General features: G+C 67.6%; 20 protein-coding genes. 7 read left to right on the forward strand and 13 right to left on the reverse strand.

The genetic code is table 11. The features are described from left to right. Nucleotides 1-38: 38 nt before the first annotated feature. Nucleotides 39-1280 carry a flavin-dependent oxidoreductase gene (locus ACCD11_RS02905; protein ID WP_413312262.1) on the reverse strand — a complete coding sequence of 414 codons (1242 nt, stop codon included), beginning with the start codon at nt 1278-1280 and terminating at the stop codon, nt 39-41. Between the two features lie 106 nt (nt 1281-1386). Between ACCD11_RS02905 and ACCD11_RS02910 the strand changes: the two genes are divergently transcribed. Then, nucleotides 1387-2280, forward strand: coding sequence for a LysR family transcriptional regulator (locus ACCD11_RS02910; RefSeq protein WP_413312264.1), 894 nt, complete (start codon nt 1387-1389; stop codon nt 2278-2280). Between the two features lie 3 nt (nt 2281-2283). Here the strand turns inward: ACCD11_RS02910 and ACCD11_RS02915 are convergent, their stop codons facing one another. The 4 genes from ACCD11_RS02915 to ACCD11_RS02930 are packed head-to-tail and all read right to left on the reverse strand — an operon-like array spanning nt 2284 to nt 7129. Beyond that, entirely contained in the window at nt 2284-4263 is a 1980-nt protein-coding gene (locus tag ACCD11_RS02915; protein WP_413312265.1) for a DUF4034 domain-containing protein, read from the reverse strand. Nucleotides 4264-4302: 39 nt separating this feature from the next. Beyond that, on the reverse strand, nt 4303-5079 hold the full coding sequence (locus ACCD11_RS02920; protein WP_413312267.1) for a DUF1266 domain-containing protein: 777 nt from the start codon (nt 5077-5079) through the stop codon (nt 4303-4305). Beyond that, the gene (locus ACCD11_RS02925; RefSeq protein WP_413312269.1) at nt 5073-6308 is read right to left on the reverse strand and encodes a hypothetical protein; all 1236 of its coding nucleotides are present in this window, start codon (nt 6306-6308) and stop codon (nt 5073-5075) included. Before ACCD11_RS02925 ends, ACCD11_RS02920 begins: the two co-directional genes overlap by 7 nt. Before the next feature lie 17 nt (nt 6309-6325). Next, nucleotides 6326-7129: an exodeoxyribonuclease III gene (locus tag ACCD11_RS02930; protein WP_301503818.1), complete on the reverse strand. Its 804-nt coding sequence runs from the start codon at nt 7127-7129 to the stop codon at nt 6326-6328. A gap of 12 nt (nt 7130-7141) precedes the next feature. Here ACCD11_RS02930 and pyrE point away from each other — a divergent pair, with 12 nt between their 5' ends. Both pyrE and ACCD11_RS02940 read left to right on the forward strand, forming a co-directional pair. Then, a complete protein-coding gene (gene pyrE, locus ACCD11_RS02935; protein ID WP_007838033.1) occupies nt 7142-7825 on the forward strand; it encodes an orotate phosphoribosyltransferase in 684 nt (227 codons plus the stop codon). 14 nt (nt 7826-7839) lie between these two features. Then, complete coding sequence (locus ACCD11_RS02940; protein WP_413312271.1) at nt 7840-8532, forward strand: DUF4124 domain-containing protein; 693 nt, start codon at nt 7840-7842, stop codon at nt 8530-8532. A 103-nt stretch (nt 8533-8635) separates the two neighbouring features. On the opposite strand, the gene gatB is transcribed toward ACCD11_RS02940, so the two are convergent. From gatB to gatC, 3 genes are read right to left on the reverse strand one after another with little or no spacing between them, the layout of a single operon-like run. Further along, complete coding sequence (gene gatB, locus ACCD11_RS02945; protein ID WP_007833429.1) at nt 8636-10126, reverse strand: Asp-tRNA(Asn)/Glu-tRNA(Gln) amidotransferase subunit GatB; 1491 nt, start codon at nt 10124-10126, stop codon at nt 8636-8638. A 1-nt stretch (nt 10127) separates the two neighbouring features. Then, nucleotides 10128-11618: an Asp-tRNA(Asn)/Glu-tRNA(Gln) amidotransferase subunit GatA gene (gatA, locus tag ACCD11_RS02950; protein ID WP_413312273.1), complete on the reverse strand. Its 1491-nt coding sequence runs from the start codon at nt 11616-11618 to the stop codon at nt 10128-10130. After that, nucleotides 11618-11917, reverse strand: coding sequence for an Asp-tRNA(Asn)/Glu-tRNA(Gln) amidotransferase subunit GatC (gatC, locus tag ACCD11_RS02955; protein ID WP_007833433.1), 300 nt, complete (start codon nt 11915-11917; stop codon nt 11618-11620). The genes gatA and gatC overlap by 1 nt, the downstream gene beginning before the upstream one ends. Before the next feature lie 215 nt (nt 11918-12132). Between gatC and ACCD11_RS02960 the strand changes: the two genes are divergently transcribed. From ACCD11_RS02960 to mrdA, 4 genes are all read left to right on the forward strand, one after another. Then, nucleotides 12133-13176: a rod shape-determining protein gene (locus ACCD11_RS02960; RefSeq protein ID WP_007833435.1), complete on the forward strand. Its 1044-nt coding sequence runs from the start codon at nt 12133-12135 to the stop codon at nt 13174-13176. An 86-nt stretch (nt 13177-13262) separates the two neighbouring features. After that, nucleotides 13263-14222 carry a rod shape-determining protein MreC gene (gene mreC, locus ACCD11_RS02965; protein ID WP_007833437.1) on the forward strand — a complete coding sequence of 320 codons (960 nt, stop codon included), beginning with the start codon at nt 13263-13265 and terminating at the stop codon, nt 14220-14222. After that, nucleotides 14219-14740, forward strand: coding sequence for a rod shape-determining protein MreD (gene mreD / locus ACCD11_RS02970; RefSeq protein ID WP_007833440.1), 522 nt, complete (start codon nt 14219-14221; stop codon nt 14738-14740). The genes mreC and mreD overlap by 4 nt, the downstream gene beginning before the upstream one ends. 175 nt (nt 14741-14915) lie before the next feature. Then, complete coding sequence (gene mrdA / locus ACCD11_RS02975) at nt 14916-16886, forward strand: penicillin-binding protein 2 (RefSeq protein WP_007833442.1); 1971 nt, start codon at nt 14916-14918, stop codon at nt 16884-16886. A 126-nt stretch (nt 16887-17012) separates the two neighbouring features. On the opposite strand, the gene fahA is transcribed toward mrdA, so the two are convergent. Genes fahA through ACCD11_RS03000 form a run of 5 tightly spaced genes read right to left on the reverse strand, consistent with a single transcriptional unit; the run spans nt 17013 to nt 22494 of the window. Further along, on the reverse strand, nt 17013-18278 hold the full coding sequence (gene fahA / locus ACCD11_RS02980) for a fumarylacetoacetase (RefSeq protein WP_413312276.1): 1266 nt from the start codon (nt 18276-18278) through the stop codon (nt 17013-17015). Between the two features lie 37 nt (nt 18279-18315). Next, a complete protein-coding gene (locus ACCD11_RS02985) occupies nt 18316-19293 on the reverse strand; it encodes a Bug family tripartite tricarboxylate transporter substrate binding protein (RefSeq protein ID WP_413312278.1) in 978 nt (325 codons plus the stop codon). Continuing rightward, complete coding sequence (hmgA, locus tag ACCD11_RS02990) at nt 19290-20603, reverse strand: homogentisate 1,2-dioxygenase (protein ID WP_413312280.1); 1314 nt, start codon at nt 20601-20603, stop codon at nt 19290-19292. Before hmgA ends, ACCD11_RS02985 begins: the two co-directional genes overlap by 4 nt. 47 nt (nt 20604-20650) lie before the next feature. Beyond that, nucleotides 20651-20848, reverse strand: coding sequence for a DUF2783 domain-containing protein (locus ACCD11_RS02995; protein ID WP_007833460.1), 198 nt, complete (start codon nt 20846-20848; stop codon nt 20651-20653). Nucleotides 20849-20856: 8 nt separating this feature from the next. Continuing rightward, entirely contained in the window at nt 20857-22494 is a 1638-nt protein-coding gene (locus ACCD11_RS03000; protein ID WP_413312282.1) for an FAD-dependent oxidoreductase, read from the reverse strand. Between the last annotated feature and the right edge of the window lie 127 nt (nt 22495-22621).

Consider the following 22621-nt stretch of genomic DNA (forward strand, 5'->3'; position numbering starts at 1 on the left):
TCTGTCTCCGTGTTCTTCTGTGGGTTGCCAGTTCAGGTTCAAAGATAGGAAGCGCGCGCCTTCAGGGCCGCCGGGTCGTAGCCGGCCACGCGCTTGTAGTTGTCCGAGATGGCCTGCAGCTCGGCGACCGGCACCACCTCTTCGATGCGGTCGAAGCGCTTGCCGCCCGAGCGCTCGAACACCTCGCGCAGGATGGCGTCGGGCGGATTGCTGCGGTTGGTCAGCACCACGTCGGTGGTGGCCTTGACGCGCACGCGGTCGTAGTCTTCGAGCGCAGCGGTGCCGACGCCCTGCTTCTTCAGCGCGCCTGCGAGAAAGCGCGCGTCGATGATCGCCTGGCCTGCGCCGTTGGAGCCGCGCGGCACCATCGGGTGTGCGGCGTCGCCCAGCAGCGTGAGGCGGCCGTGCGTCCAGCGCGGCAGCGGGTCCTGGTCGACCATCGGGTACTCGAGGATGGTGTCGGAGGCGAGGATCAGCGCCGGCACGTCAAGCCAGTCGAAATGCCAGTCCGCAAAGGCCGGCAGGAAGTCTTCGAGGCGGCCCGCGCGGCTCCAGTCGCGCATGGCGGGTTGGGGCGCGTGGATCTCGGCCACCCAGTTCACCAGCTGGTTGCCCTCGGCGTCGATGTTGTCGCGGATCGGGTAGATCACCATCTTGCCGACCGACAGCCAGCCCGCGCGCACCATGCTGCCGCCCGAGAGAAAAGGCTTCCAGCGCGCGGTGCCGCGCCACATGTTCACGCCCGAGTAGCGCGGTGCCCCTTCGCCCGGATAGAGTTGCTTGCGCAGCGCCGAGTGGATGCCGTCGCAGCCCACCGCGACGGCGCCGCGCACCGGCGGCGCGCCGTCGGCGAAATGCACCGTGACGCCTTCCGCGTCCTGCTCCACGTGCGTGCAGCGGCGGCCGCACACCACGCTGTCGGGGCCCAGGCGCTTCAGCGTCTCTTCGTACAGCACGGTCTGCAGGTCGCCGCGGTGGATGGAGAACTGCGGCCAGTCGTAGCCCGCATGCCGGCCCGCCGCCTCGCGAAAGACCAGTTGGCCGTGCTCGGTGAAGAACACGGCTTCCTTTGTGCGCACGCCCACCTTGTCGAGGGCCTCCAGCAGCCCGAGTTCGGTGAGCTCGCGCACCGCGTGCGGCAGCAGGTTGATGCCAACGCCCAGCGGCTTGAGCTCGGGCACGGCTTCGTACACGCGGCAGGGAATGCCGGCCTGGTGCAGGCTCAGCGCGAGGGTCAGGCCGCCGATGCCGGCGCCCAGGATGATGACTTCGTTGCTCATGGTGATCTGATCGGTCGTTGCGTGCGTTCTTGTCTCGGCCCGCATTAGGAACCCGGCTGGATCATTTGAGAAATTTAGATGTGATATGGATTTATCATCAATCCATATGAATCTATCGACCCGCCAGCTGCGCGCCTTCCTGCAGGTGGCGCGTGTCGGCAACTTCACGCGCGCGGCCGAGCAGACGCACATCACGCAGGCCGGGCTCAGCATCCTGATCCGCGAAATGGAGAAGCAGCTGGGCTGCCGCCTCTTCGACCGCACCACGCGCGTGGTGAGCCTCACGCCCGCGGGCCGGCGCCTGCTGCCGGTGGTGGAGCGCATGGTGACCGACCTCGACGACGTGGCGGCCGAGCTGAGCGCCGAGGGCGACGCGGCACGCCAGACGCTGCGCATCGCGGCCACGCCGCTGGTGTCGTCGAACCTGCTGCCGCAGGTGTTCGCCAGCTTCCGCCTGGCCCATCCGCAGGTGAGCCTGCGCCTGTTCGACGCCGACCTGCGCGACGTGGAGGCGATGGTGGCGGCCGGCGAGGCCGACGTGGGCCTGGGCTTCTTCTTCAAGGCCGCGCCGGGTCTGGCGCGCGAACCGGTGGGGCGCTTTCACCTGATGCGCGTGGAGGCTGGAGAGCCGCAGGCCGTAGGCACCGCCCCCTGGTCGGCATTGCGCGGCACCGAACTCGTCGGCCTGCCACCCGGCAATCCGATCCAGAAAGTCATCGACCAGCACCTCGCCGCCATCGGCCGCGCCGACGCGCAGCGCACCGTCTTCAACTTCTTCGGCACGCTGATCTCGATGGTGGAAGCCGGCTTCGGCACGGCCGTGATGCCCACCTTCGCGCTCGCCGCCTGCCGCCGGCATCGCGTGCGCACCGACGTGCTGATCAAGCCGAAGGTGGGGCTGGACTTCTACCGCATCACCAAGCGCGGGGCGTACGAGACGGAGGCGATGCAGGCCTTCGTCGCGACGCTGGAGAAGGCGCTGCCGGAGTTGTCGCGCTGAAGGTCAGACCATTGCGTTGTCGGCGCCGGGGATCTCATGCGCCTTGATCTGGCGCCGTGTGAGTTTGTAGAGCGTGGACGACAGGAAGCCGTCCTGGTGATAGTTCTTCGTCACGTTCCGGACGTAGTCGCTTTCGGGGGCCACAGCCTGTGCGCCCATGATCCATCGCACGCTTTCGCGGTAGTCGTAGAGCTTCTTGTCGTCGTTGTCGGCCAGCAGCACCGACATCGTGGCCATGGCGGTGGCATCCCCTTGTCGCGCGTGTTCGCGTACCAGCTCGACGTATTCATGGCGCGCTGGAATGTCTTCCAGCGCGCCGATGAACATCAGCATGCTCTCCAGGCCCTCGGTATGGCCCAGCTCGTGTGCCTGGCGAGCGGCTTCCACGGCCTGCCGCAGGAGACGTGAACGCTCGGTCGGTTCCTTTGTGGCGTGGCCGAGGTTGTAGCTGGCGTAACCCAGCTTGTATGCCCCCATGTTGCCCCCACTTTCGGCCGTCTGGCGGTAGTAGGAAATGGCCTTCCCCAGGTCGGGCGCAACGTGCACTCCGTCCTCGTGGAACAGACCGAGCAGGTAGTCGCAGGAATCACCGCCTGCCGCCAGGCCCATGGTCGCCAGTTCGAATGCATCCGACTCGCGATTGCCCCTGCGGAACGCGTAGGCCACCTTGTTCCATGCGAGCGAGCCCGGGGCTTGCCGGCGAGCGGCATCGAACCAGGCCTCCGCGGTTGCCGCGTTCTGCACGAAGCCCAGCAGGCCCTTCAGGGTGCAGTATCCATGGAGGATCATCGCGGCAATGGATTCGCCGGCGTTGGCGCTGCGCACGATGGCTTGTCCCAGCCAGGACGGATCCTGCGGCTCGAGTTTGCAGCAAAGCATGACTGCCCTGGCCATGGCCTCGTCGTCGTCGATGGGCCAGTGCGCCTCTGCTTGCTTCAGGCAGGCGAGGGCTTGCGGCAGGTCGTTGCGTCCGTAGTGGGCGCTGGAGATCCAGTACAGGGCCTCCCATCGGTGATAGGGATACAGGGCTTCTTCGGCGCGCTTGCGGGTGGCCGCGATCCAGTGGCGAACGTCCTCCGGGTCATCGTCCTCGTCCACCTCGTTCTCCAGATAGTCGTCGCGCCAGATCTCATGGCGCAGTCGATCTTTCTCGATCTCGTTCAGGTGCGCGCAAGTGGGCGAAGCGATGAAGGCTCGGACCCGGTCGTGGCTGCCGCCCCACCGTGGCTGCATGAACCAGATGCATTGGCGCAGAAAGAAAAACAGCCGTGGGTGCAGATGGATCGTGGCGTGCATCCAGTACTGCCTGCCGTTCAGCAGTTTCTTGCCTTGCATCGGTGGGGGCAGGGATTCGGGTGCGGTCTGAGGGCAGGCAATGCGTTCATCGGCGCGGATGCCGGAGCGTGCGAGCATGGCCAGCAATTCGTCGCGAGTGTCGGCAGGCATGCCTTCGACCGGCAGGTCGTGCGCCAGCTCGCCGATCGAACTGCGGCCGCTGCGCACCAGTTCCGAAAGCCACTCGGGCTCGTTGAACGCGGCCACGCTCTGCATCAGCAGTGCGGGAGCGCTCCACAGCGTGGGGCTTCGCTCCAGCGCCTGAATGGCACAGACCGCCGCGTGTGTGCAGCAGGCGTGGGCGCAGGTCCATCCCAGCTCGGTCACCGTGCTCGACCAGCCGGAGCCTCGGTACTCGTAGGCCCAGTGGAACCAGTAGTGCGCCTCGCTCAGCCATGCATGCGCCGACTCCGGACGGGCCGTCTGCCAGGCGCGCAGAAGCGCCAGTCCTTCGGCGCCGGCGTCGATGCAGTCCTTCAGGTCGGCGGGCAGTGCGCCGTAGTAGCGCTCTTCGCTGGCACGATCATGAAAACTCGCGGCAAGCGCCTCATCGAAGAGCTGGTCGAGTGCGGCGTAGTCGCCCGCACGCAGCAATGCGCTGGCGTCGCAGACTTTCCACGGCGAAGGAACGAGTGCAGCTGTAGTCATGGTGTGAGGTGAAAAAGAGAAATGAGACACCAGCCCTCGTCAGGCGGGTCCAGGCTGAGGGTCGAAGATGCGATAGCGCTTCCAGGGCAGGGCGAGCCAGCTGCCTTCGGTGTTGCGAAGGTGCTCGTGCACTTCCATCATGGCGCGTGTCGAGGCGGGGCCGTCCTGGTTGCTCATGCGCAGCCAGTGCTCGCGTGCCCGGGCATAGGCCAGGCCGAAGTCTTCCCAGCTCTCGAAACTGTCCTGCGCGCGCTGCGCGTTGAGAAAGAGCACCAGCCAGGCGCGTGTCTCCGGCACCCAGCCGAGGTGGGCGATGCAACGCACCAGAAAGGCCGTGCGTGCGCAATCGAACGCCAGCGCGTCGCGTACGCGGCCCTGCGCGGCGAGCTGCTCGTAGAAGCCGTCGTGCGAGCGCCCCAGGCCCCCGACCCAGCCGTCGAGCGCTTCCTGCATGCGTGCGCCGATGGCGGAGGCGGGCAGGTCGGCAGCGATGTTCATCTCGCGCAGCACTTGACGCCCGAGCTGTTCACGCCTGTCTGCGGGAAGGTCGAGCGTCAGCGTGTCGCCATTGCATGGCAGTCCATTGCGGATCGACAGAATGTCGCCGAGCGCGAGAGCCCAGCGGCGGCGGTTGGGTGGCGCGGCGTCGGCCTTGGCTCGGACGGCTCGCAGCGCAAGACCACCCCTGGCGGGCAAGGCCGTGTCGCGGCCGTCCTGCTGGTCGCCATCGCGCGCCAAGCCCCACAAGATGGCCGCCGTACGCAGCACGATGAAAAGCACTGCCAGACCCGCGAGCCATGCGAGCGCCGTCAACACGTGGAGCCTTTCCGGGCGAGATCGAGCGGAATGCCCTCGATCTCGCAGGCGCCGGCGGGCATCTCCCGCAGTGCGGCCGGCAGCGCGTCCTGCGGCAGCATGAGGCGCGCAGCTGCAGCCACCCCGGGGTCGATCTGCCGAAGCCGCGCCAGCTCGCCTGGCGCAATGCGCAGCAGCAACCATTGCAACGCGGCCGGCGGTTGCTCGAAGTGCTCGGCCAGGTGGAAGTTGGCGCTCATCACGCTGAGCAGGTAGTTGGCGTCGACCACCTCGGTCACGAACTTCCATTGGCCGGCGGATGGCTCTTGGGCGGCTGCCTGGGGCTCGAACACCAGGCCCATGCCTTCGCAGTCGGGATGCCGTTCGCCCCGTGGCGGAACGGTACGCAGGAACTGCAGCACGTCGTCCGCATACTTGCGGATCGGGTGGCGGTTCTGCTTGCCCTTGATCTGGTCCACGCGCAAGCCGTCCGGATACACGGCAAGGCTGATGGTCACATGCGGCATGTTGCCCGCGCTGCGCAGCGTGAACAGCCGCAGCCGGCCATCCTGCGCCGCCTGTGCGTACTGCTCTCCATAGCCGCCGCTGAGCTTCTTGAGGCTGGCGAACTGGCCAAGGCAGTGCTGCATGTGGTACGACTCGTACGCCATTTCCTCGCGCAGCGCGGCATGCTGGCCGTCAAATTCGAAGATCACGCCGTTGGGCGTGCGCAGTACTTCGCGCAGGGCCAAGCCGCTGCTGGGGACCCAGCCCTTGCTTCGGCGGGACTGCATGCGCTGGTGCTCTTGCTCCCACATCGTCAGCGCCATGAAGCAGTTGATGCGTTGCAGCTTCTGTTCGAGCCGTGTGCCACGCCGCGAGCGCAGAAACTCGACCAGCACGCGCTCGCGTTCGATCAGTAGAAGATGCTCGGGGTCGAGATACCAGCAGTCCTTGCCGGCCCCGGTAGCGGACGGCTGCAAGAGCTTGACCAACCACTCCGGCACGGAATCGCCCGTGCCGGTCACGGCTTGAAAGTCGGCAATCGATCGCAGCGGCAGCACATGTTCGAAGCTGCCGATCGCCCAGCGGAAGAAATGGTTGCGCAGCCAGGCTCCCATGTCGGGCTCGTCGCCCCGTTCAGTGCTGCGCCGGATGATCGCTGCCTTGACCTCGGGCGCGTTGACCACGTCGCGTGGCAGATAGGCGTTGGCTGGCGAAGGATTGGTAGCGGGTGCTGGCAGCGGCATCGGACCCGGATGATGACCTACAGCTTGAAGTCGTAGTCCACGGTGATCGGCGCATGGTCCGAAAACTTCACGGTTTTGTAGATTTGCTCGCTCCGCGCCAGCGCCGCGAACTTCGGCGTGGCCAGGTGGTAGTCGAGCCGCCACCCCACGTTGTTCGCATAGGCCTGGCCGCGGTTGCTCCACCAGGTGTAGGCCTCGGCCGTGGTGTCGGGCTTGAGCATGCGATAGACGTCCACCAGGCCCGCGCCCTCGGCGCCGGCGTCGAGCAGCTTCGTCATCCAGGCGCGCTCCTCGGGCAGGAAGCCGCTGTTCTTCTGGTTGCCGCGCCAGTTCTTCAAATCGATCTCCTTGTGGGCGATGTTGATGTCGCCGCACAGCACGAACTCGCGCTCCTTCTTCAGCGCCACGAGGTGCGGGAAGAAGCCCTTGAGGAAGCGGAACTTGGCTTCCTGGCGCTCCTCGCCCGAGCTGCCGCTCGGGAAGTAGCAGCTGATGACGGAGAACTTGCGCTTGGGTGTGTCGAAGCGCAGTTCGAGATACCGGCCCTCGGCGTCGAACTCGGCGTCGCCCCAGCCCACCACGACCTGGCTCGGAGCGTGCTTGGTGTACACGGCGGTACCGGCGTAGCCCTTCTTCTCGGCGAAGTGGAAATGGCCCTTGAGGCCGGCCATTTCCTCGAACCGGCCCTCGATGTCGCTGGCCTGGACGCGTATCTCCTGCATGCAAATACAATCCGGCGCAAGTTCGGCCACCCAGTCGGCCACGCCTTTGGTAGCGGCCGAACGCAGGCCATTGAGATTGAGACTGGTCAGTTTGAACACAAGGAATTCCCGATGGCTGTAGATGGTGAGAAAAGCAGCGCGGTTGCACAGGACTTCGTCCAGTTCGCCCTGGATGCCGGCGTGCTGCGCTTTGGCGAATTCAAGACCAAGGCGGGCCGGATGAGCCCGTATTTCTTCAATTCGGGACTCTTCGACGACGGCGGCAAGATCGCCCGGCTCGCCGGATTCTATGCAGACCGGCTGATCGAGAGCGGGCTCGAATTCGACATGATCTTCGGCCCCGCCTACAAGGGCATCCCGCTGGGCGCCACGGTGGCCGCGGAACTCGCGCGACGCGGACGCAACTACCCCTTTGCCTACAACCGCAAGGAAGCCAAGGCGCACGGCGAGGGCGGCAACCTCGTGGGCGCCCCGCTCAAGGGCCGCGTGCTGATCGTCGACGACGTGATGTCGGCCGGCACCGCGGTGCGCGAGTCGATTGCGGCGATCCAGGCGGCCGGCGCCACGCCGCATGCCGTGGCCATCGCGCTCGACCGGCAGGAGAAGGCGACCGAGAACGGCGTCGACGTGGACCACAGCGCCGTGCAGTACGTGCGCAACCAGCTCGGCCTGTCGGTGATCGCCATCGCCACGCTGGACGACCTGCTGAGCTACCTCTCGGGCAATGCCGCGGCCGACCTGGGCGCGCACCGCGAGCGCGTGCTGGCCTACCGCACGCGCTACGGCGCCAGCTGAGGCAAGGCCGCCCGATGCACGACGCAAGCGCCCCTGGCATGCCGAGCCGCCGGTTGGTGTCGGCCTCCCTGTTCCTGGTTGTTTCTTCGTTCTGCGGCGCGCTGCAGGCGCAGTCCCCGAAAGTGGAGGGCGCCTCCCCCGGCATCTACACCTGCACCGACGCCCGTGGCCGCACGCTGACCGCCGACCGGCCGATTGCCGAGTGCAGCGACCGCGAGCAGCGCGAGCTGAACCCGAGCGGCTCCACCCGCCGCAAGGTCGAGCCGACCTATACCGCGCGCGAACTGCAGGAGCGCGAGGACCGCGCCCGCGAGGCCGCCATCCAGGCCGCGCGCCAGACCGACGAGCGCCGCCGCGAGCGGGCCCTGCTGGTGCGCTACCCCAATGCCGCCACGCACGACCGTGAACGCGCCGAGGCGCTGTCTCAGATCGACGCAGTGACGCAGGCCGCGAAGAAGCGCATCGCCGAACTCGGCGAAGACCGCAAGAAGATCGACGAGGAGCTCGAGTTCTACAAGCAGGACACGAGCAAGGCGCCGGGCGCGGTGCGCCGCAAGCTCGAAGACAACACGCAGAGCGTGGCGGTGCAGAATCGCTTCATCGGTGAGCAGGAAGAAGAGAAGAAGCGGGTGAATGCGCGCTTCGATGAAGAGCGCACGCGCTTGAAAACGCTGTGGTCGCCGCAGAACGGCGGGAATCCCAGGTAACCCCCCAGGCTTCGCGCACTTCGTGTCGCTTCGCCCGCCCCCCCTGCCGGGGGCAACACCGGCGGCCCGGCGAAGCCGGTTCCGCGGTGTTCCCCGAAGGGCCTTAGCCGAGCTTCGCCTTGAGCAACTCGGTGACTTGCGCCGGATTGGCCTTGCCGCCGCTGGCCTTCATGACCTGGCCCACGAGGGCGTTGAGCGCCTTCTCTTTGCCGCCGCGGTATTCCTCGACGTTCTTGGCGTTCTTCGCGATCACCTCGTCGAGGATCCTGTCGAGCGCGCCGGTGTCGGCCATCGGCTTCAGGTCCTTGGCCTCGATGATCGCGTCGACATCGCTGCCTTCGCCGGTCCACAGCGCGTCGAACACCTGGCGCGCGGCGTTGTTCGGCAGTGTGCCGTCGGCGATGCGCTTCACCAGTTGGGCCAGCTGCTGCGCCTTCACCGGCGCGGCCTCGATGCCGATCTCGGCGGCGTTCAGGCGGCGCGCCATCTCGCCGGTGATCCAGTTGCTCGCGAGCTTGGGCGTGGCGCCCGCGTTCACGGCTTCGTCGAAGTAGGCGGCCAGCGCAGCGCTCTGCGTGAGCTGGGCGGCGTCGTATGCCGACAGGCCGTGCTCGCGCACATAGCGCTCGGCCATCGCGCGCGGCAGCTCGGGCATGGTGGCCTTCACGCGCTCGATCCAGTCGGCAGCGATGACCAGCGGCGGCAGGTCCGGGTCGGGGAAGTAACGGTAGTCGGCCGAGTCTTCCTTGGCGCGCATCGCGCGCGTCTCGCCGGTGTCGGGGTTGAACAGCACGGTGGCCTGCTCGATCTTGCGGCCGTCCTCGATCTCCTCGATCTGCCAGCGGATCTCGTAGTCGATCGCCTGTTGCATGAACTTGAAGCTGTTCAGGTTCTTGATCTCGCGGCGCGTGCCTAGCTTGTCGCCGGGCTTGCGCACCGACACGTTGGCGTCGCAGCGGAAGCTGCCTTCCTGCATGTTGCCGTCGCAGATGCCGATCCAGGTGACGATCTTGTGCAGTTCCTTCGCATAGGCCACGGCCTCGGCGGTGGAGCGCATGTCGGGCTCGGTCACGATTTCAAGCAGCGGCGTGCCGGCGCGGTTCAGGTCGATGCCGCTCTGGCCGATGAAGTCCTCGTGCAGCGACTTGCCCGCGTCTTCTTCGAGGTGGGCGCGCACGAGGCGCACGGTCTTCTGCTCTTCGCCGAGGAAGAACGACACCGTGCCGCCCTGTACCACGGGAATCTCGAACTGGCTGATCTGGTAGCCCTTGGGCAGGTCGGGGTAGAAGTAGTTCTTGCGCGCAAACACGCTGCGCGGCGCGATGTGCGAGCCCAGCGCCAGGCCGAGCTTGATGGCGCGTTCGACCGCGCCCTTGTTCATCACGGGCAGCGTGCCGGGCAGCGCGAGGTCGACCGCGCAGGCCTGCGTGTTGGGCTCGGCGCCGAAGGCGGTGGAGGCGCGGCTGAAGATCTTGCTCGCGGTCGACAGCTGCGCGTGCGTCTCGAAGCCGATGATGACTTCATAGCCGCGCACCAGCGGGCCGGTCGGGCGGCCCTGTTGTTGTGCTTCGAATGTGTTCACGGTTTCGCTCATCTCAAAAGCCCCCCGGCGTGCGTGCGTGCCAGTCCGTGGCCTGCTGGAAGCGGTGCGCTGCGTTCAGCAGCTTCGCTTCGCCGAAGTAGTTGCCGATCAGCTGCAGGCCCACGGGCATGCCGCCGTCGAAGCCCGCAGGCACGCTCATGCCGGGCAGGCCGGCCAGCGATGCGGGCAGCGTGAAGATGTCGGCGAGGTAGTCGGCCACGGGGTCGCCGCCGTGCTCGCCGATCTTCCAGGCGGTGGTGGGCGCGGCGGGGCCGGCGATCACGTCGCACTGCTTGAAGGCCTGCTGGAAGTCGTCGGCGATCATGCGGCGCACTTTCTGCGCCTGCAGGTAGTAGGCGTCGTAGTAGCCGTGCGAGAGCACGTAGGTGCCGATCATGATGCGGCGCTTCACTTCGTCGCCGAAGCCTTCGGCGCGCGTCTTCTCATACATGTCGGCGAGGTCCTTGTACTGCTTCGCGCGGTGGCCGAACTTGACGCCGTCGAAGCGGCTCAGGTTGCTCGAGGCCTCGGCCGCGGCGAGGATGTAGTACACCGGAATCGACAGCTCGGTGCGCGGCAGGCTCACCTCGACGCGCTTCGCGCCGAGCTTCTCGTACTGCGAGAGCGCCGCATCGATGGCCGCGCGTACGCCGGGCGCCACGCCTTCGCCGAAGAACTCCTTCGGCACACCGATGCGCAGGCCGTCGAGCGAGTCGTTCAGCGAGCGGCCGAAGTTCTCGGCGGGCTTGTCGAGCGAGGTCGAATCGCGGTCGAGGTCGGGGCCGCAGAAGGCCGACAGCAGCAGCGCGCAGTCTTCGGCCGAGCGGGCCATCGGGCCGGCCTGGTCGAGGCTCGATGCGAAGGCCACCATGCCGTAGCGCGAGGCGCGGCCGTAGGTCGGCTTGATGCCGGTCACGCCGCAGAACGACGCGGGCTGGCGGATCGAGCCGCCGGTGTCGGTGCCGGTGGCCGCGGGGGCCAGGCGTGCCGCGACGGCCGCCGCGCTGGCGCCGGACGAGCCGCCCGGAATGCGCTCGCGGTTCCACGGGTTCTGCACCGGCACGGCGGTGTCGTGGCCGACGGCGGGCACGGCGACGTTCTCGTTGGCCGAGCCCATCGCGAACTCGTCGCAGCTGAGCTTGCCAAGCGTGACCGCGCCGGCTTCGGCCAGGCGGCGCACCACGGTCGCGTCGAAGGGTGAGCGGTAGCCCGCGAGCATCTTCGAGCCGGCGGTGGTGGCGAAATCGGTGGTGACGAAGATGTCCTTGTGCGCGATCGGCACGCCGGCCAGTGCGGGGGCATTGCCCTTGGCGATCAGTGTGTCGGCGGCGCGGGCCTGGGCCAGCGTGACTTCTTCATTGATGTCGACAAAAGTGCCCAGCGATTCGTGCGCCTTCATGCGGCCCAGGAACGCCTGCGAGGCTTCGACGGCCGAGACCTTGCGTTCGGCCAGGGCGCGGGCCAGGGCGACCACGCCCATCTGGTGCAATTGTTCGCCGCTCATTATTCGATCACCTTCGGCACGAGGAACAGGCCGGCTTCGACGGCCGGGGCGCTCTTCTGGTTGGCTTCGCGGTTGTTCGGTTCGCTCACCACGTCGTCGCGCAGGCGCAGCGTGATGTCTTCGAGCGCGGCCACGGGATGGGCCAGCGGCTCGACGCCGGTGGTGTCGACGGAACGCATACGTTCGACTAAATCGAAGAAGCCGTTGATCTGGCTGAGCATGCGCTCGCTTTCACCGGAAGCAAGCTGCAGCCTCGCCAGCGAGGCAATGCGCGCAATATCTGAAGCGGAGAGTGACATAGGTCGGGACGGCCAAAAAAAGCGGGGGTAATCGCACGCCGAAACGGGTGCTAATACAGGAACCAGAGGGGATTCGGTTATTATCCCGCCTTTGCCGCAACCCCCGCGAACACGCCGGCTTTTGCGCCAAAAACGATCAATTCACCCCGTCACACGACCCAAAAAATAGAGCGACGACCTGCCGATGCGCAGGCCGTGCTCAGAGGATTCCGCACATGTTTGGAGCTTTCCGTCGGTACTTTTCCACCGACCTTGCGATCGACCTCGGCACCGCCAACACCCTGATATTCGCCCGCAACAAGGGCATCGTGCTGGACGAACCCTCGGTTGTCGCGATCCGCCACGAAGGCGGCCCCCACGGCAAGAAGGTGATCCAGGCCGTCGGCCGCGAAGCCAAGGCCATGCTGGGCAAGGTGCCCGGCAACATCGAGGCGATCCGCCCGATGAAGGACGGCGTGATCGCCGACTTCGTGATCACCGAGCAGATGATCAAGCAGTTCATCAAGATGGTGCACCCGCGCACGCTGCTCACGCCGAGCCCGCGCATCATCATCTGCGTGCCCTGCGGCTCCACCCAGGTCGAGCGCCGCGCCATCAAGGACGCGGCCGAAGCCGCTGGAGCCACCTCCGTCTATCTCATCGAGGAACCCATGGCTGCAGCCATCGGCGCCGGCCTTCCCGTCAGCGAAGCCTCGGGCTCGATGGTGGTGGACATCGGCGGCGGTACCACCGAGGTGGGCGTCATCAGCCTGGGCGGCATGGTCTACAAGGGCTCTGTGCGCGTGGGCGGCGACCGCTTCGACGAAGCCATCATCAACTACATCCGCCGCAACTACGGCATGCTGATCGGCGAGCCGACGGCCGAAGTCATCAAGAAGAACATCGGCTCGGCCTTCCCGGGCTCCGAAGTCAAGGAGATGGAAGTCAAGGGCCGCAACCTGTCCGAAGGCGTGCCGCGCAGCTTCACCATCAGCAGCAACGAAGTGCTGGAAGCCCTGACCGATCCGCTCAACAACATCGTCTCGGCCGTGAAGAACGCGCTGGAACAGACGCCGCCCGAGCTGGGCGCCGACATCGCCGAGCGCGGCATGATGCTGACCGGCGGCGGCGCGCTGCTGCGCGACCTCGACCGCCTGCTGGCCGAGGAAACCGGCCTGCCGGTGCTGGTGGCCGAAGACCCGCTGACCTGCGTGGTGCGCGGCTGCGGCATCGCGCTGGAGCGCATGGACCGTCTCGGCAGCATCTTCACGAGCGAGTAAAACGCGAAAGCCATCATCGGCCGGCCTCTGCTTGCGCAGGCCGGCTTTTTGTTATTTGATTCCGCACCACCGCCGGGTCTGAATTCATGCCTCTGGGCACGCTCGATCGCACAGCGCCACCCCTGTTCAACCAGGGGCAGTCGGCACTCAGCAAGCTGATCTTCTTCGGCGCGCTCGCCCTGTTCCTCATGGTGGCCGATTCACGCTTCCGCATCGTGCAGCCGATCCGTGCGGGTATCGGCGCGGTGCTCTACCCGGTGCAATGGGTGGCGATGAAGCCGGTGCAGGCGGTGCTCGGCGGCGGGCGCTACCTCGAAGACTTGCAGACCGCCCAGCGCAACGAGGAAGACGCGCGCAAGGCGCTGATGATGCAGGCCGAACGCGCCGCCCAGGCCGACACGCTGACGCAGGACAACGCCCGCCTGCGCGAACTGCTCGAACTGCGCCAGACCACCACGACGCCGGGCCGCGCGGCGGAGGTGCTCTACGACGCGGCCGACCCCTACACCCGCAAGATCGTCATCGACCAGGGCATGACCCAGGGCGTGGCGCCCGGCTCGCCGGTGATCGACGCGCGCGGCGTGCTCGGCCAGGTCACGCAGGTGCTGCCCTTCACGAGCGAGGTCACGCTGGTGATCGACCGCGACCTTTCCATTCCCGTGCAGAACACCCGTACCGGCGTGCGCAGCGTGGCCTTCGGCGACGCCTCGGCCCACGGTGGCGGGCTGGAGCTGCGCTTCATGGCCGCCAACGCCGACCTGCAGGAGGGCGACCTGCTCTCCACCAGCGGCGTCGACGGCATCTATCCCGCCGGCCTGCCGGTGGCGAAGATCGAGCGCATCGAGCGCCGCGCCGACTCCGCCTTCGCCCGCATCTACTGCGTGCCGCTGGCCCACGTGACGGCCGCGCGCTACGTGCTGGTGCTCGAACCCACCGGTGCCCCGATGGCGCCGCCGCCCGCGCCCGCGGCGGCCACGCAGCGCAAGCGGCCTGAAGGCAAGCCCGGCGCGGGCAAGAACGAGAAGAAGCCGGGAGCGCGCCAATGATCAAGCGTCCCGGCCAGCAGCAGCTCCTGCTGCCCGTCAGCCCCGTCTTCATGTGGTCGAGCCTCATCGTGGCGCTGCTCGTCAACATGATTCCCATTGGCCGCGCCGTCTGGATGCCCGACCTGCTGGCGCTGGTGATCGTGTTCTGGGGCGTGCACCAGCCCGCACGCGTGGGCGTCGGCGCGGCCTTCGTGTTCGGGCTGTGCATGGACGTGCACCAGGCCTCGATGCTGGGCCAGCACGCGCTGGCCTATACGACGCTGGGCTTCTTTGCGATCACCATCCACCGGCGCCTGCTCTGGTACCCGGTGGCGTCGCAGGCGCTGCAGGTGCTGCCGCTGTTCGCGCTGTCGCAGCTGATCGAGGTCATCACGCGGATGGTCGGCGGCGGCGTGTTCCCGGGCTGGACGGTGCTGGTCTCGCCTGCCATCGAGGCTGCGCTCTGGCCACTGGTCACCGCCTTGCTGCTCGCACCACAGCGCCGTACCCCGGAACCCGACGAGAACCGTCCGCTATGAGCTCTCCCCCAGGCTTCGCGCACTTCGTGTCGCTTCGCCAACCCCCTCGCCGGGGGCAACACCAGCGGCCGGGCAAAGCCCGTTCCGCGGTGTTTCGCGATGAATCCGCGCCGCTTCCGTTCGGCTCGGGAGGCGCATTTGCCATCGCACCTGCGCGCGCCTAAGCTCCCTCCGCATGACCGAAATCCGCAACGTAGCCGCCGACCTTGCGCGCTTCAAGCGCCGCGTGATCGTCATCGGTCTTGCCGTACTGTTTGCCTTCGGCCTGCTGTGCGCGCGGCTGGTGTACCTGCAGGTCGTGCGCCACGAAGACCTGGCCGAGCAGGCCGAGAGCAACCGCACGGCCATCGTGCCGGTGGTGCCCAACCGGGGGCTGATCCTCGACCGCAACGGCATCGTGCTGGCCTCCAACTACTCGGCCTACACGCTGGAGATCACGCCCTCGAAGGTGGGCGACGTCGAGGAAACCATCGACAGCCTGACGCAGGTGCTCGAAGTCTCGCCGCGCGACCGCCGCCGCTTCAAGCGCCTGCGCGAGGATTCGCGCAGCTTCGACTCCATTCCGATCCGCACCCGCCTGAGCGACGAGGAAGTCGCGCGCTTCGCGGCGCAGCGCTACCGCTTTCCGGGCGTGGAGATCAAGGCGCGCCTGTTCCGCAACTACCCGCAGGGGGAGCTGGCCTCGCACGTGCTCGGCTACATCGGCCGCATCAACCAGCGCGAGAAGACCGCAATGGAAGACTGGGACGAGGAAGACCAGGCCAACTACAAGGGCACCGACTACATCGGCAAGCTCGGCATCGAGCAGAGCTACGAGAAGACGCTGCACGGCCAGACCGGCGTGGAACAGATGGAAACCTCGGCCGGCGGGCGCGCCGTGCGCCGGCTCGCGAGCCACCCCGCCACGCCGGGCAACACGGTGATGCTGTCGCTCGACATCAAGCTGCAGAAGCTGGTGGAAGACATGTTCGGCGACCGCCGCGGCGCGCTGGTGGCCATCGACCCCAAGACCGGCGAGGTGCTGGCCTTCGTGAGCAAGCCCACCTTCGACCCGAACCTGTTCGTCGAAGGCATCGACAACGAAAGCTGGGCGGCGCTGACCGAGTCCATCGACAAGCCGCTGCTGAACCGCGCGCTGCGCGGCACCTACCCGCCCGGCTCGACCTACAAGCCCTTCATGGCGCTCGCCGCGCTGCAGACGGGCAAGCGCGGGCCCAGCGTGGTGATCAACGACCCGGGCTATTTCAACTTCGGCGGCCACCGCTTCGGCAGCCCTGAAGGCAACATCGGGGGCGTCGACATGCGCCGCTCGATCCAGCTGTCGAGCAACATCTACTACTACTCGTTGGCCAACGAGATGGGCGTGGACCTGATCCACGACTTCATGAAGCCGCTGGGCTTCGGCCAGATCACCGGCATCGACCTGGGCGGCGAAGTGCGCGGTGTGCTGCCGAGCACCGAGTGGAAGCGCAACACCTACAAGCGGCCCGAGCAGAAAAAATGGTACGCGGGAGAGACCATCTCGCTGGGCATCGGCCAGGGCTACAACGCCTTCACGATGCTGCAGCTCGCGCAGGCCACGTCCATCGTGGCCGACGGGGGCATGAAGCACAAGCCGCACCTCGTGCTGGCCACGCGCAACACGGTGAGCGGGCAGGTGGTTCCGCTGCCCCAGCCCCCGGCGGAAAACCTCGGCTTTGCGGCAGCCAACGTGGCGGTGGTCCGTGAGGGACTGACCAGCGTGGTCACCAGCGGCACCGCGCGCGGTGTGTTCGCGGGCGCGGGCTACCAGGCGGCCGGCAAGACAGGCACGGCGCAGGCGGTGACGCAGGCGCAGAACACCAAGTACAACGCGCGCGCACTCGAAGAGCATCAGCGCGACCATGCGCTGTTCATGGCCTTCGCACCGGTGAACGATCCGAAGATCGCGGTCGCGGTGATCGTGGAAAACGCGGGTTGGGGCGCCGGCGCCGCGGCGCCCATTGCGCGCCGCGTGTTCGACTACTGGTTGATGGACCAATACCCGAGCGAAGCCGACATGGCCGCGATCAAGATCGGCAAGGCCGCCGCGCCGATGGGCAAGCCGCGCGTGGCGAGCGAAGTGGCATGGCCTGCCGCTGCGGCGACTCCTGCAGCCGCGCCCTGATCTCCTGCTCCCTCTCCCCTTGGGGAGAGGGTTGGGGTGAGGGTGAGCGGCAATGAAGTCCGCGCGATGTTGCAAGGCCGGCTGCCCTCACCCTGGCCCTCTCCCAGAGGGAGAGGGGACAAGACGTCAGACCACGGTGCCGGTGACTTCACCCAGGCCGATGCGCACCGCACCGTCACGTTCGCACCAGCCACGCATCACCAGCGTATCTCCGTCCTCCAGGAACGTGCGCTTCTCGCCGTTCGGCAGCGTGATCGGTTGCTTGCCGCCCAGCGTCAGCTCGATCAGCGAGCCGGCTTCGTCGGCCTCGGGGCCCGACAGCGTGCCCGATCCCAGCAGGTCGCCCGGCTGCAGGTTGCAGCCGTTCACCGTGTGGTGCGCGACCAGCTGCGCGGCTGTCCAGTAGGCGGCCTCGGTGGTGTTGCCGCGCGTGAGGCGCACGGGCGCGACGCCCTCGGCGCGCATCTTCGCGGTCTGCAGCAGCACTTCGAGCGTGATGTCGAGCGCGCCGCTCTCGCGGTTCGGCGCCGAGTCGAGGTACGGCAGCGGCTGCGGGTCTCCGGCGGGACGCTCGAATTTCGCGCGGAAGGGCGCCAGCGCCTCCATCGTCACGATCCAGGGCGACAGCGTGCTCGCGAAGTTTTTCGAGAGGAAGGGGCCGAGCGGCTGGTATTCCCAGGCCTGCAGGTCGCGTGCCGACCAGTCGTTGAGCAGTGTCACGCCGAACAGGTGTTCCTCGGCATCGGCGATGGCGATGGGCTCGCCCTGCGCGTTGCCACGGCCGATGAAGAAGCCCAGCTCCAGCTCGTAATCCAGCCGCTTCGACGGGCCGAAGCTCGGCTCGGCCGCGTCGGGCGCCTTGGTCTGGCCCTGCGGGCGCTTGAAGACCTGGCCGCTCACGCCGATGGACGATGCGCGGCCGTGGTACCCGATGGGCACCCACTTGTAGTTGGGCATCAGCGGCTGGTCGGGGCGGAACAGCTTGCCGATGGTGGTCGCGTGGTGGATGCCGGTGTAGAAGTCGGTGTAGTCGCCGATGCGGCAGGGCACGGTCATCTCGGCCTCGGCTTGCGCGAGCAGCGCCTTCGACCACGCGGCCTGCTTGTCGCTGCCTTCGGCCAGGCCGGCGGAGATGGCGGCACGCAGTGCCTGCCGCTCCTTCGTGCCGGCTTCCATCAGCGCGTTCATGTCATCGGTGTCGACCAGGCCTGCCGCGCGCAGGTCCAGCACCTGGTCGCCGATGGCGACGCCGATGCGGAAGGCTTCATTGCTGCCGGCGAAGCGGAAGCGGCCGAAGGGCAGGTTCTGGATCGGGAAGTCGCAGCCGGCTTCATTGGCCGAGGCGACCCAGCTGCGCAGCTTCGGGTCATGGGTGGCGTTCAGTGCGGTCATGGATGTCTTTCTGCTCGATGTCTGTTTGTCTGTCTGATCAGTCTGCGGTCATGCCGGCCTTCTTGGCCACGTCACCCAGGCGCTGGTATTCGGTCTCGGTCAGCGTCGCCAGCTCATGCGGCGTCGAGCCGCGCGGCGAGAAGCCGGCCTGCGCCAGCTTGGCCTTCACGTCGGGCATCGCGAGCGCCTCGACGAAGGCTTCGTTCAGCGCCTTCACGACCGGTGCCGGCAGCTTCGCCGGCCCGTACACGCCGAACCACGGCTCCAGCGCGTAGCCCTTCAGGCCCGCCTCGGCCATCGTCGGCACGTCGGGCAGCGAGGGCGAGCGGCTCGGCCCCGCCACCGCCAGCGCGCGCAGCTTGCCAGCCTGGATGTGCGGCAGCGAGGCCGGCAGGTTGTCGAACATCACGCCGATGTTGTTGCCCAGCATGTCGGTGATGGCCGGGCCGCTGCCCTTGTAGGCCACGTGCACGAACTCGGTGCCGGTCATCTGCGCGAACATCACGCCGGCCAGGTTCATCGAGGTGCCGGCGCCCGCGGTGGCGTAGGGCAGGCCGGGGGTCTTCTTCGCGGCCGCGATCAGCTCGGGCACCGACTTCACGGCCGAGGCCGCCGGCACTTCGAGCACGATGGTCGAGGTGCCCAGCAGGCTGATGGCGGTGAAGTCCTTGCGCGGATCGAAGGCCATCGACTTGTAGATGTGCGGGTTCAGCGCATTGGTCGAGATCGCGCCGAAGCCGATGGTGTAGCCGTCGGGCGCGGCCTTGGCCACCGCGTCCATGCCGATGTTGCCGCCCGCGCCGCCGCGGTTGTCGATCAGCACCGGCTGGCCCAGTTTTTCCGACACCTTCTGGCCCACGGTGCGTGCCACCAGGTCGGTGGTGCCGCCGGGTGTATAGGGCACGATGAAGCGGATGGGCTTCGAGGGGTAGTCGGCGGCCTGCGCGAACAGGGGCGCGGCCAGCAATGCCACGGCCGCAGCGCGGCGCGTGAGGGTAAACGGTGTCTTCGTCATGCCTTGAACTGGTCCTTGAGGCCGACCCAGCAATCGGCGTAGTCCGTGTCGAGCGCCGGGCTCTTCAGCGCGAAGTTCGTCGGCACGAAGCGATAGCGGCTCTCGAACATGAAGGCCAGCGTGTTGTCGAGCTTGTGCGGCTTGAGGTCGGCGTGCGTGGCCTTGTCGAAGGCTTCCTCGTCGGGGCCGTGCGGCACCATGCAGTTGTGCAGGCTCGCGCCGCCGGGCTTGAAGCCGCCCGGCTTGGCGTCGTACTCGCCCAGCACCAGGCCCATGAACTCGCTCATCAGGTTGCGGTGGAACCACGGCGGGCGGAAGGTGTTCTCCATCACCATCCAGCGCGGCGGGAAGATCACGAAGTCGCAGTTGGCCGTGCCGGGCGTGTCGCTCGGCGAGGTCAGCACGGTGAAGATCGACGGATCGGGATGGTCGAAGCTGATCGAGCCGATCACCATGAAGTGCGCCGTGTCGTACTTCACCGGCGAGAGGTTGCCGTGCCAGGCGACCACGTTGAAGGGCGACTGCTTCATCGGCGCCTGCCAGAAGCGGCCGCCGAATTTCTTGACGATCTCGTAGGCGCCTTCTTCCGATTCGAAGGCCGCCACCGGCGCCTGGAAGTCGCGCGCGTTGGCCAGGCCGTTCGAGCCGATCGGGCCGAGTTCGGGCAGGCGGAAGTGCGCGCCGTAGTTCTCGCAGACGTAGCCGCGCGAGAGGCCGTCGGGCAACGCCACCTTGAAGGCCATGCCGCGCGGCAGCAGCGCGATCTCGCCGGGCTTCACGTCGAGCACGCCGAGTTCGGTGGTGATGACGAGGCGGCCCTGCTGTGGCACCACCAGCATCTCGCCGTCGGCGTTGACGAAGGCGCGGCGCTCCATCGAGCGGCCCGCGAGGTACATCAGCGAGCCGATGCCGACCTGCGATTCGGCGTCGCCATTGGCCGCGATGGTGCGCATGCCGTCGATGAAGTCGGCCTTGGCCGCCGCTTCGTCCAGCGGCTGCGGGTGCCAGCGCAGCGGCTCCGGCGGCAGCGCGACTTCGCGGTCGGCGCCGGTGCTCCACAGCGGCTGGGCGTACGGCTGGTAGCGGCCCGACACCACCGAGGGCTGTCGGCGATACAGCCAGCTGCGGCGGTTCTCGTGGCGCGGCGCGGTGAAGGCGGTGCCGGAGATCAGCTCGGTGTAGAGGTCGAAGGGGCCGCGCTGCGGATTGTTGCGACCCTGCGGCAGCGCGCCGGGCACGGCCTCGGAGGCATATTCGTTGCCGAAGCCGCTCTGGTAGCGCCGTTCGGGGGACCGGGTTGCTTGGGTCATGTGCTTGCTCTTTCGGGAGTCGCGATGAGGTTGGAATGCGGTGGTGCTCAGCCCGCGCGGGCCGCGTCGAAGGCTTCGCGCAGCACGGCCAGCGAACCGACGTGGTTGGCCAGCACGAGTACGAGGCGCGCGTTGAAGGCGTGGCTCTCCTCGGTCGAGAGCCCCTGGTGCGCCTCGATGAGCGCTTCGTAGAAATCGTCGGGGGCGTCGAGGTTCGGCGCGGTGATCAGGTGTTGTTGCTGCATGGTGTTCTTCACGCCTTTGCGAGTGCGCGGTCGATGGCCGCGCGGATGTCCGCCGCCGCGGGCTGGCGCCAGCGCGCGCACACATGCTGGTCGGGCCGCAGCAGGTACACGGTGCCGGGCCGGGCGTCGTAGCGCTGCGCGGCGAGTTCGCTGCCCCGGGCGCCGTCCTCGACGCGCACCACGTGCAGCGGCAGGTCGCTGGCCTTGAGCTCGCCCAGGCTGCGCTCGGCCGCCTCGCCCTCGCCGAAAACCAGCGCGGTGAATTGCGAGACGTGGCATTCGCGCAGCAGCCAGCCGGTGCTGCCGTCCGCATGCACCACCGGCGCGTCGGCCGCCGCGGCGCCTGGCACCATCGCGCCCGAGAAGGTGTCGGCATCGGCCGTGTTCAAAGGCGAATCGCGCAGCACCGTGGCCACCGACAGCCGTCCGCTGTTGACCAGCGTGCGCGCAAAGGCGTGGCGCTTCGTCAGCTCCAGCACCGCGTCGCGGAAGAGGCGGCTCACCTCGCTCTTGGGCGTGATGAAGTCGGTGGCACGGGTGGAGTTGCGGATGTTCTCGTCGGCGGCGTATTCGCGCTCGCTGGCGTAGCTGTCGAGCAGCGTGTCGGGCGCGTTGCCCTGCACCACGGCCGCGAGCTTCCAGGCGAGGTTGTCGGCGTCCTGCACGCCCGAGTTGGCGCCGCGCGCGCCGAAGGGCGACACGCCGTGCGCCGAGTCGCCAGCGAACAGCACGCGGCCTTGGCGGAAGTGCTCCATGCGCTGGCAGGCAAAGGTGTAGACGCTGGCCCAGCCGATCTGGAACTGCACGCCCTCGAAGCCGATGCTGTCGAGCAGCGCGCGCACGCGCGGCGTGATGTTCTCGGGCTTGCGTTCTTCCACCGGGTCGGCGTCCCAGCCGAGCTGGAAGTCGATGCGCCACATGCCGTCGGCCTGCTTGTGCAGCAGCACGCTCTGGCCCGGATGGAACGACGGGTCGAACCAGAAGCGGCGCTCGGTCGGCAGGTGCGCGTCCATCGTGATGTCGGCGATCAGGAAGCGGTCGCGGAACACGCGGCCCTTGGCTTCCAGGCCCAGCAGCTGGCGCAGGTTGGAGCGCGAGCCGTCGCAGGCGGCGACGTGGTCGGCCTGCAGTTGGTAGCTGCCTTCGGGCGTCTCCACGGTGAGCACCGCGCCGTCGCCGCGCTGCGCGATGCCGGTGACCTTGTTGTTCCAGCGCAGGTCGATCAGCGGCAGCGTGGCCGCGCGTTCGACGAGGTAGCCTTCGACGTAGTACTGCTGCAGGTTGATGAAGGCCGGGCGCTCGTGGCCGGGCTCGGGCAGCAGGTCGAAGCGGTAGACCTGCTCGTCGTGGAAGAACACCTTGCCCACGTTCCACGATACGCCCTTGTCGACCATGCGGTCGCCGCAGCCGAGGCGGTCGAACACTTCGAGCGTGCGCTTGGCGAAGCAGATGGCGCGCGAGCCGCTGGACAGGGTGTTGTCGTTGTCCAGCAGCACCACGGGCACCTGCCGCAGCGCGAGGTCGATGGCGAGCGTGAGGCCGACGGGGCCGGCGCCGACGATCACCACGGGGTGATGGGCGGGTGTGGCCGCGTCCTGGTCGGCGTGGCGGCGGTAGTCGAAGCGCAGACTTTGATAGTCGATCACGTGTTGTCTCCGTGTCTTTTGCCTTGCTCCTTCCCCCGTTGGGGGAAGGTCGGGATGGGGGCTCGACGGCGCTCGAAACTGGCGCTTTGCCTGCCCCCGCCCCAGCCCTCCCCCAGCGGGGGGAGGG

This window comes from Variovorax sp. Varisp36 (assembly GCF_047304235.1).
Lineage (GTDB): Bacteria > Pseudomonadota > Gammaproteobacteria > Burkholderiales > Burkholderiaceae_C > Variovorax.

Excerpts from the sequence above, each read along its gene's own strand:
- ACCD11_RS02905 (WP_413312262.1), bottom strand. The coding sequence starts at position 1,280 with ATGAGCAACGAAGTCATCATCCTGGGCGCCGGCATCGGCGGCCTGACC.
- ACCD11_RS02910 (WP_413312264.1), top strand. The coding sequence starts at position 1,387 with ATGAATCTATCGACCCGCCAGCTGCGCGCCTTCCTGCAGGTGGCGCGT.
- ACCD11_RS02915 (WP_413312265.1), bottom strand. The coding sequence starts at position 4,263 with ATGACTACAGCTGCACTCGTTCCTTCGCCGTGGAAAGTCTGCGACGCC.
- ACCD11_RS02925 (WP_413312269.1), bottom strand. The coding sequence starts at position 6,308 with ATGCCGCTGCCAGCACCCGCTACCAATCCTTCGCCAGCCAACGCCTAT.
- pyrE (WP_007838033.1), top strand. The coding sequence starts at position 7,142 with ATGGCTGTAGATGGTGAGAAAAGCAGCGCGGTTGCACAGGACTTCGTC.
- ACCD11_RS02940 (WP_413312271.1), top strand. The coding sequence starts at position 7,840 with ATGCACGACGCAAGCGCCCCTGGCATGCCGAGCCGCCGGTTGGTGTCG.
- gatB (WP_007833429.1), bottom strand. The coding sequence starts at position 10,126 with ATGAGCGAAACCGTGAACACATTCGAAGCACAACAACAGGGCCGCCCG.
- gatA (WP_413312273.1), bottom strand. The coding sequence starts at position 11,618 with ATGAGCGGCGAACAATTGCACCAGATGGGCGTGGTCGCCCTGGCCCGC.
- gatC (WP_007833433.1), bottom strand. The coding sequence starts at position 11,917 with ATGTCACTCTCCGCTTCAGATATTGCGCGCATTGCCTCGCTGGCGAGG.
- ACCD11_RS02960 (WP_007833435.1), top strand. The coding sequence starts at position 12,133 with ATGTTTGGAGCTTTCCGTCGGTACTTTTCCACCGACCTTGCGATCGAC.
- mreC (WP_007833437.1), top strand. The coding sequence starts at position 13,263 with ATGCCTCTGGGCACGCTCGATCGCACAGCGCCACCCCTGTTCAACCAG.
- mreD (WP_007833440.1), top strand. The coding sequence starts at position 14,219 with ATGATCAAGCGTCCCGGCCAGCAGCAGCTCCTGCTGCCCGTCAGCCCC.
- mrdA (WP_007833442.1), top strand. The coding sequence starts at position 14,916 with ATGACCGAAATCCGCAACGTAGCCGCCGACCTTGCGCGCTTCAAGCGC.
- fahA (WP_413312276.1), bottom strand. The coding sequence starts at position 18,278 with ATGACCGCACTGAACGCCACCCATGACCCGAAGCTGCGCAGCTGGGTC.
- ACCD11_RS02985 (WP_413312278.1), bottom strand. The coding sequence starts at position 19,293 with ATGACGAAGACACCGTTTACCCTCACGCGCCGCGCTGCGGCCGTGGCA.
- hmgA (WP_413312280.1), bottom strand. The coding sequence starts at position 20,603 with ATGACCCAAGCAACCCGGTCCCCCGAACGGCGCTACCAGAGCGGCTTC.
- ACCD11_RS02995 (WP_007833460.1), bottom strand. The coding sequence starts at position 20,848 with ATGCAGCAACAACACCTGATCACCGCGCCGAACCTCGACGCCCCCGAC.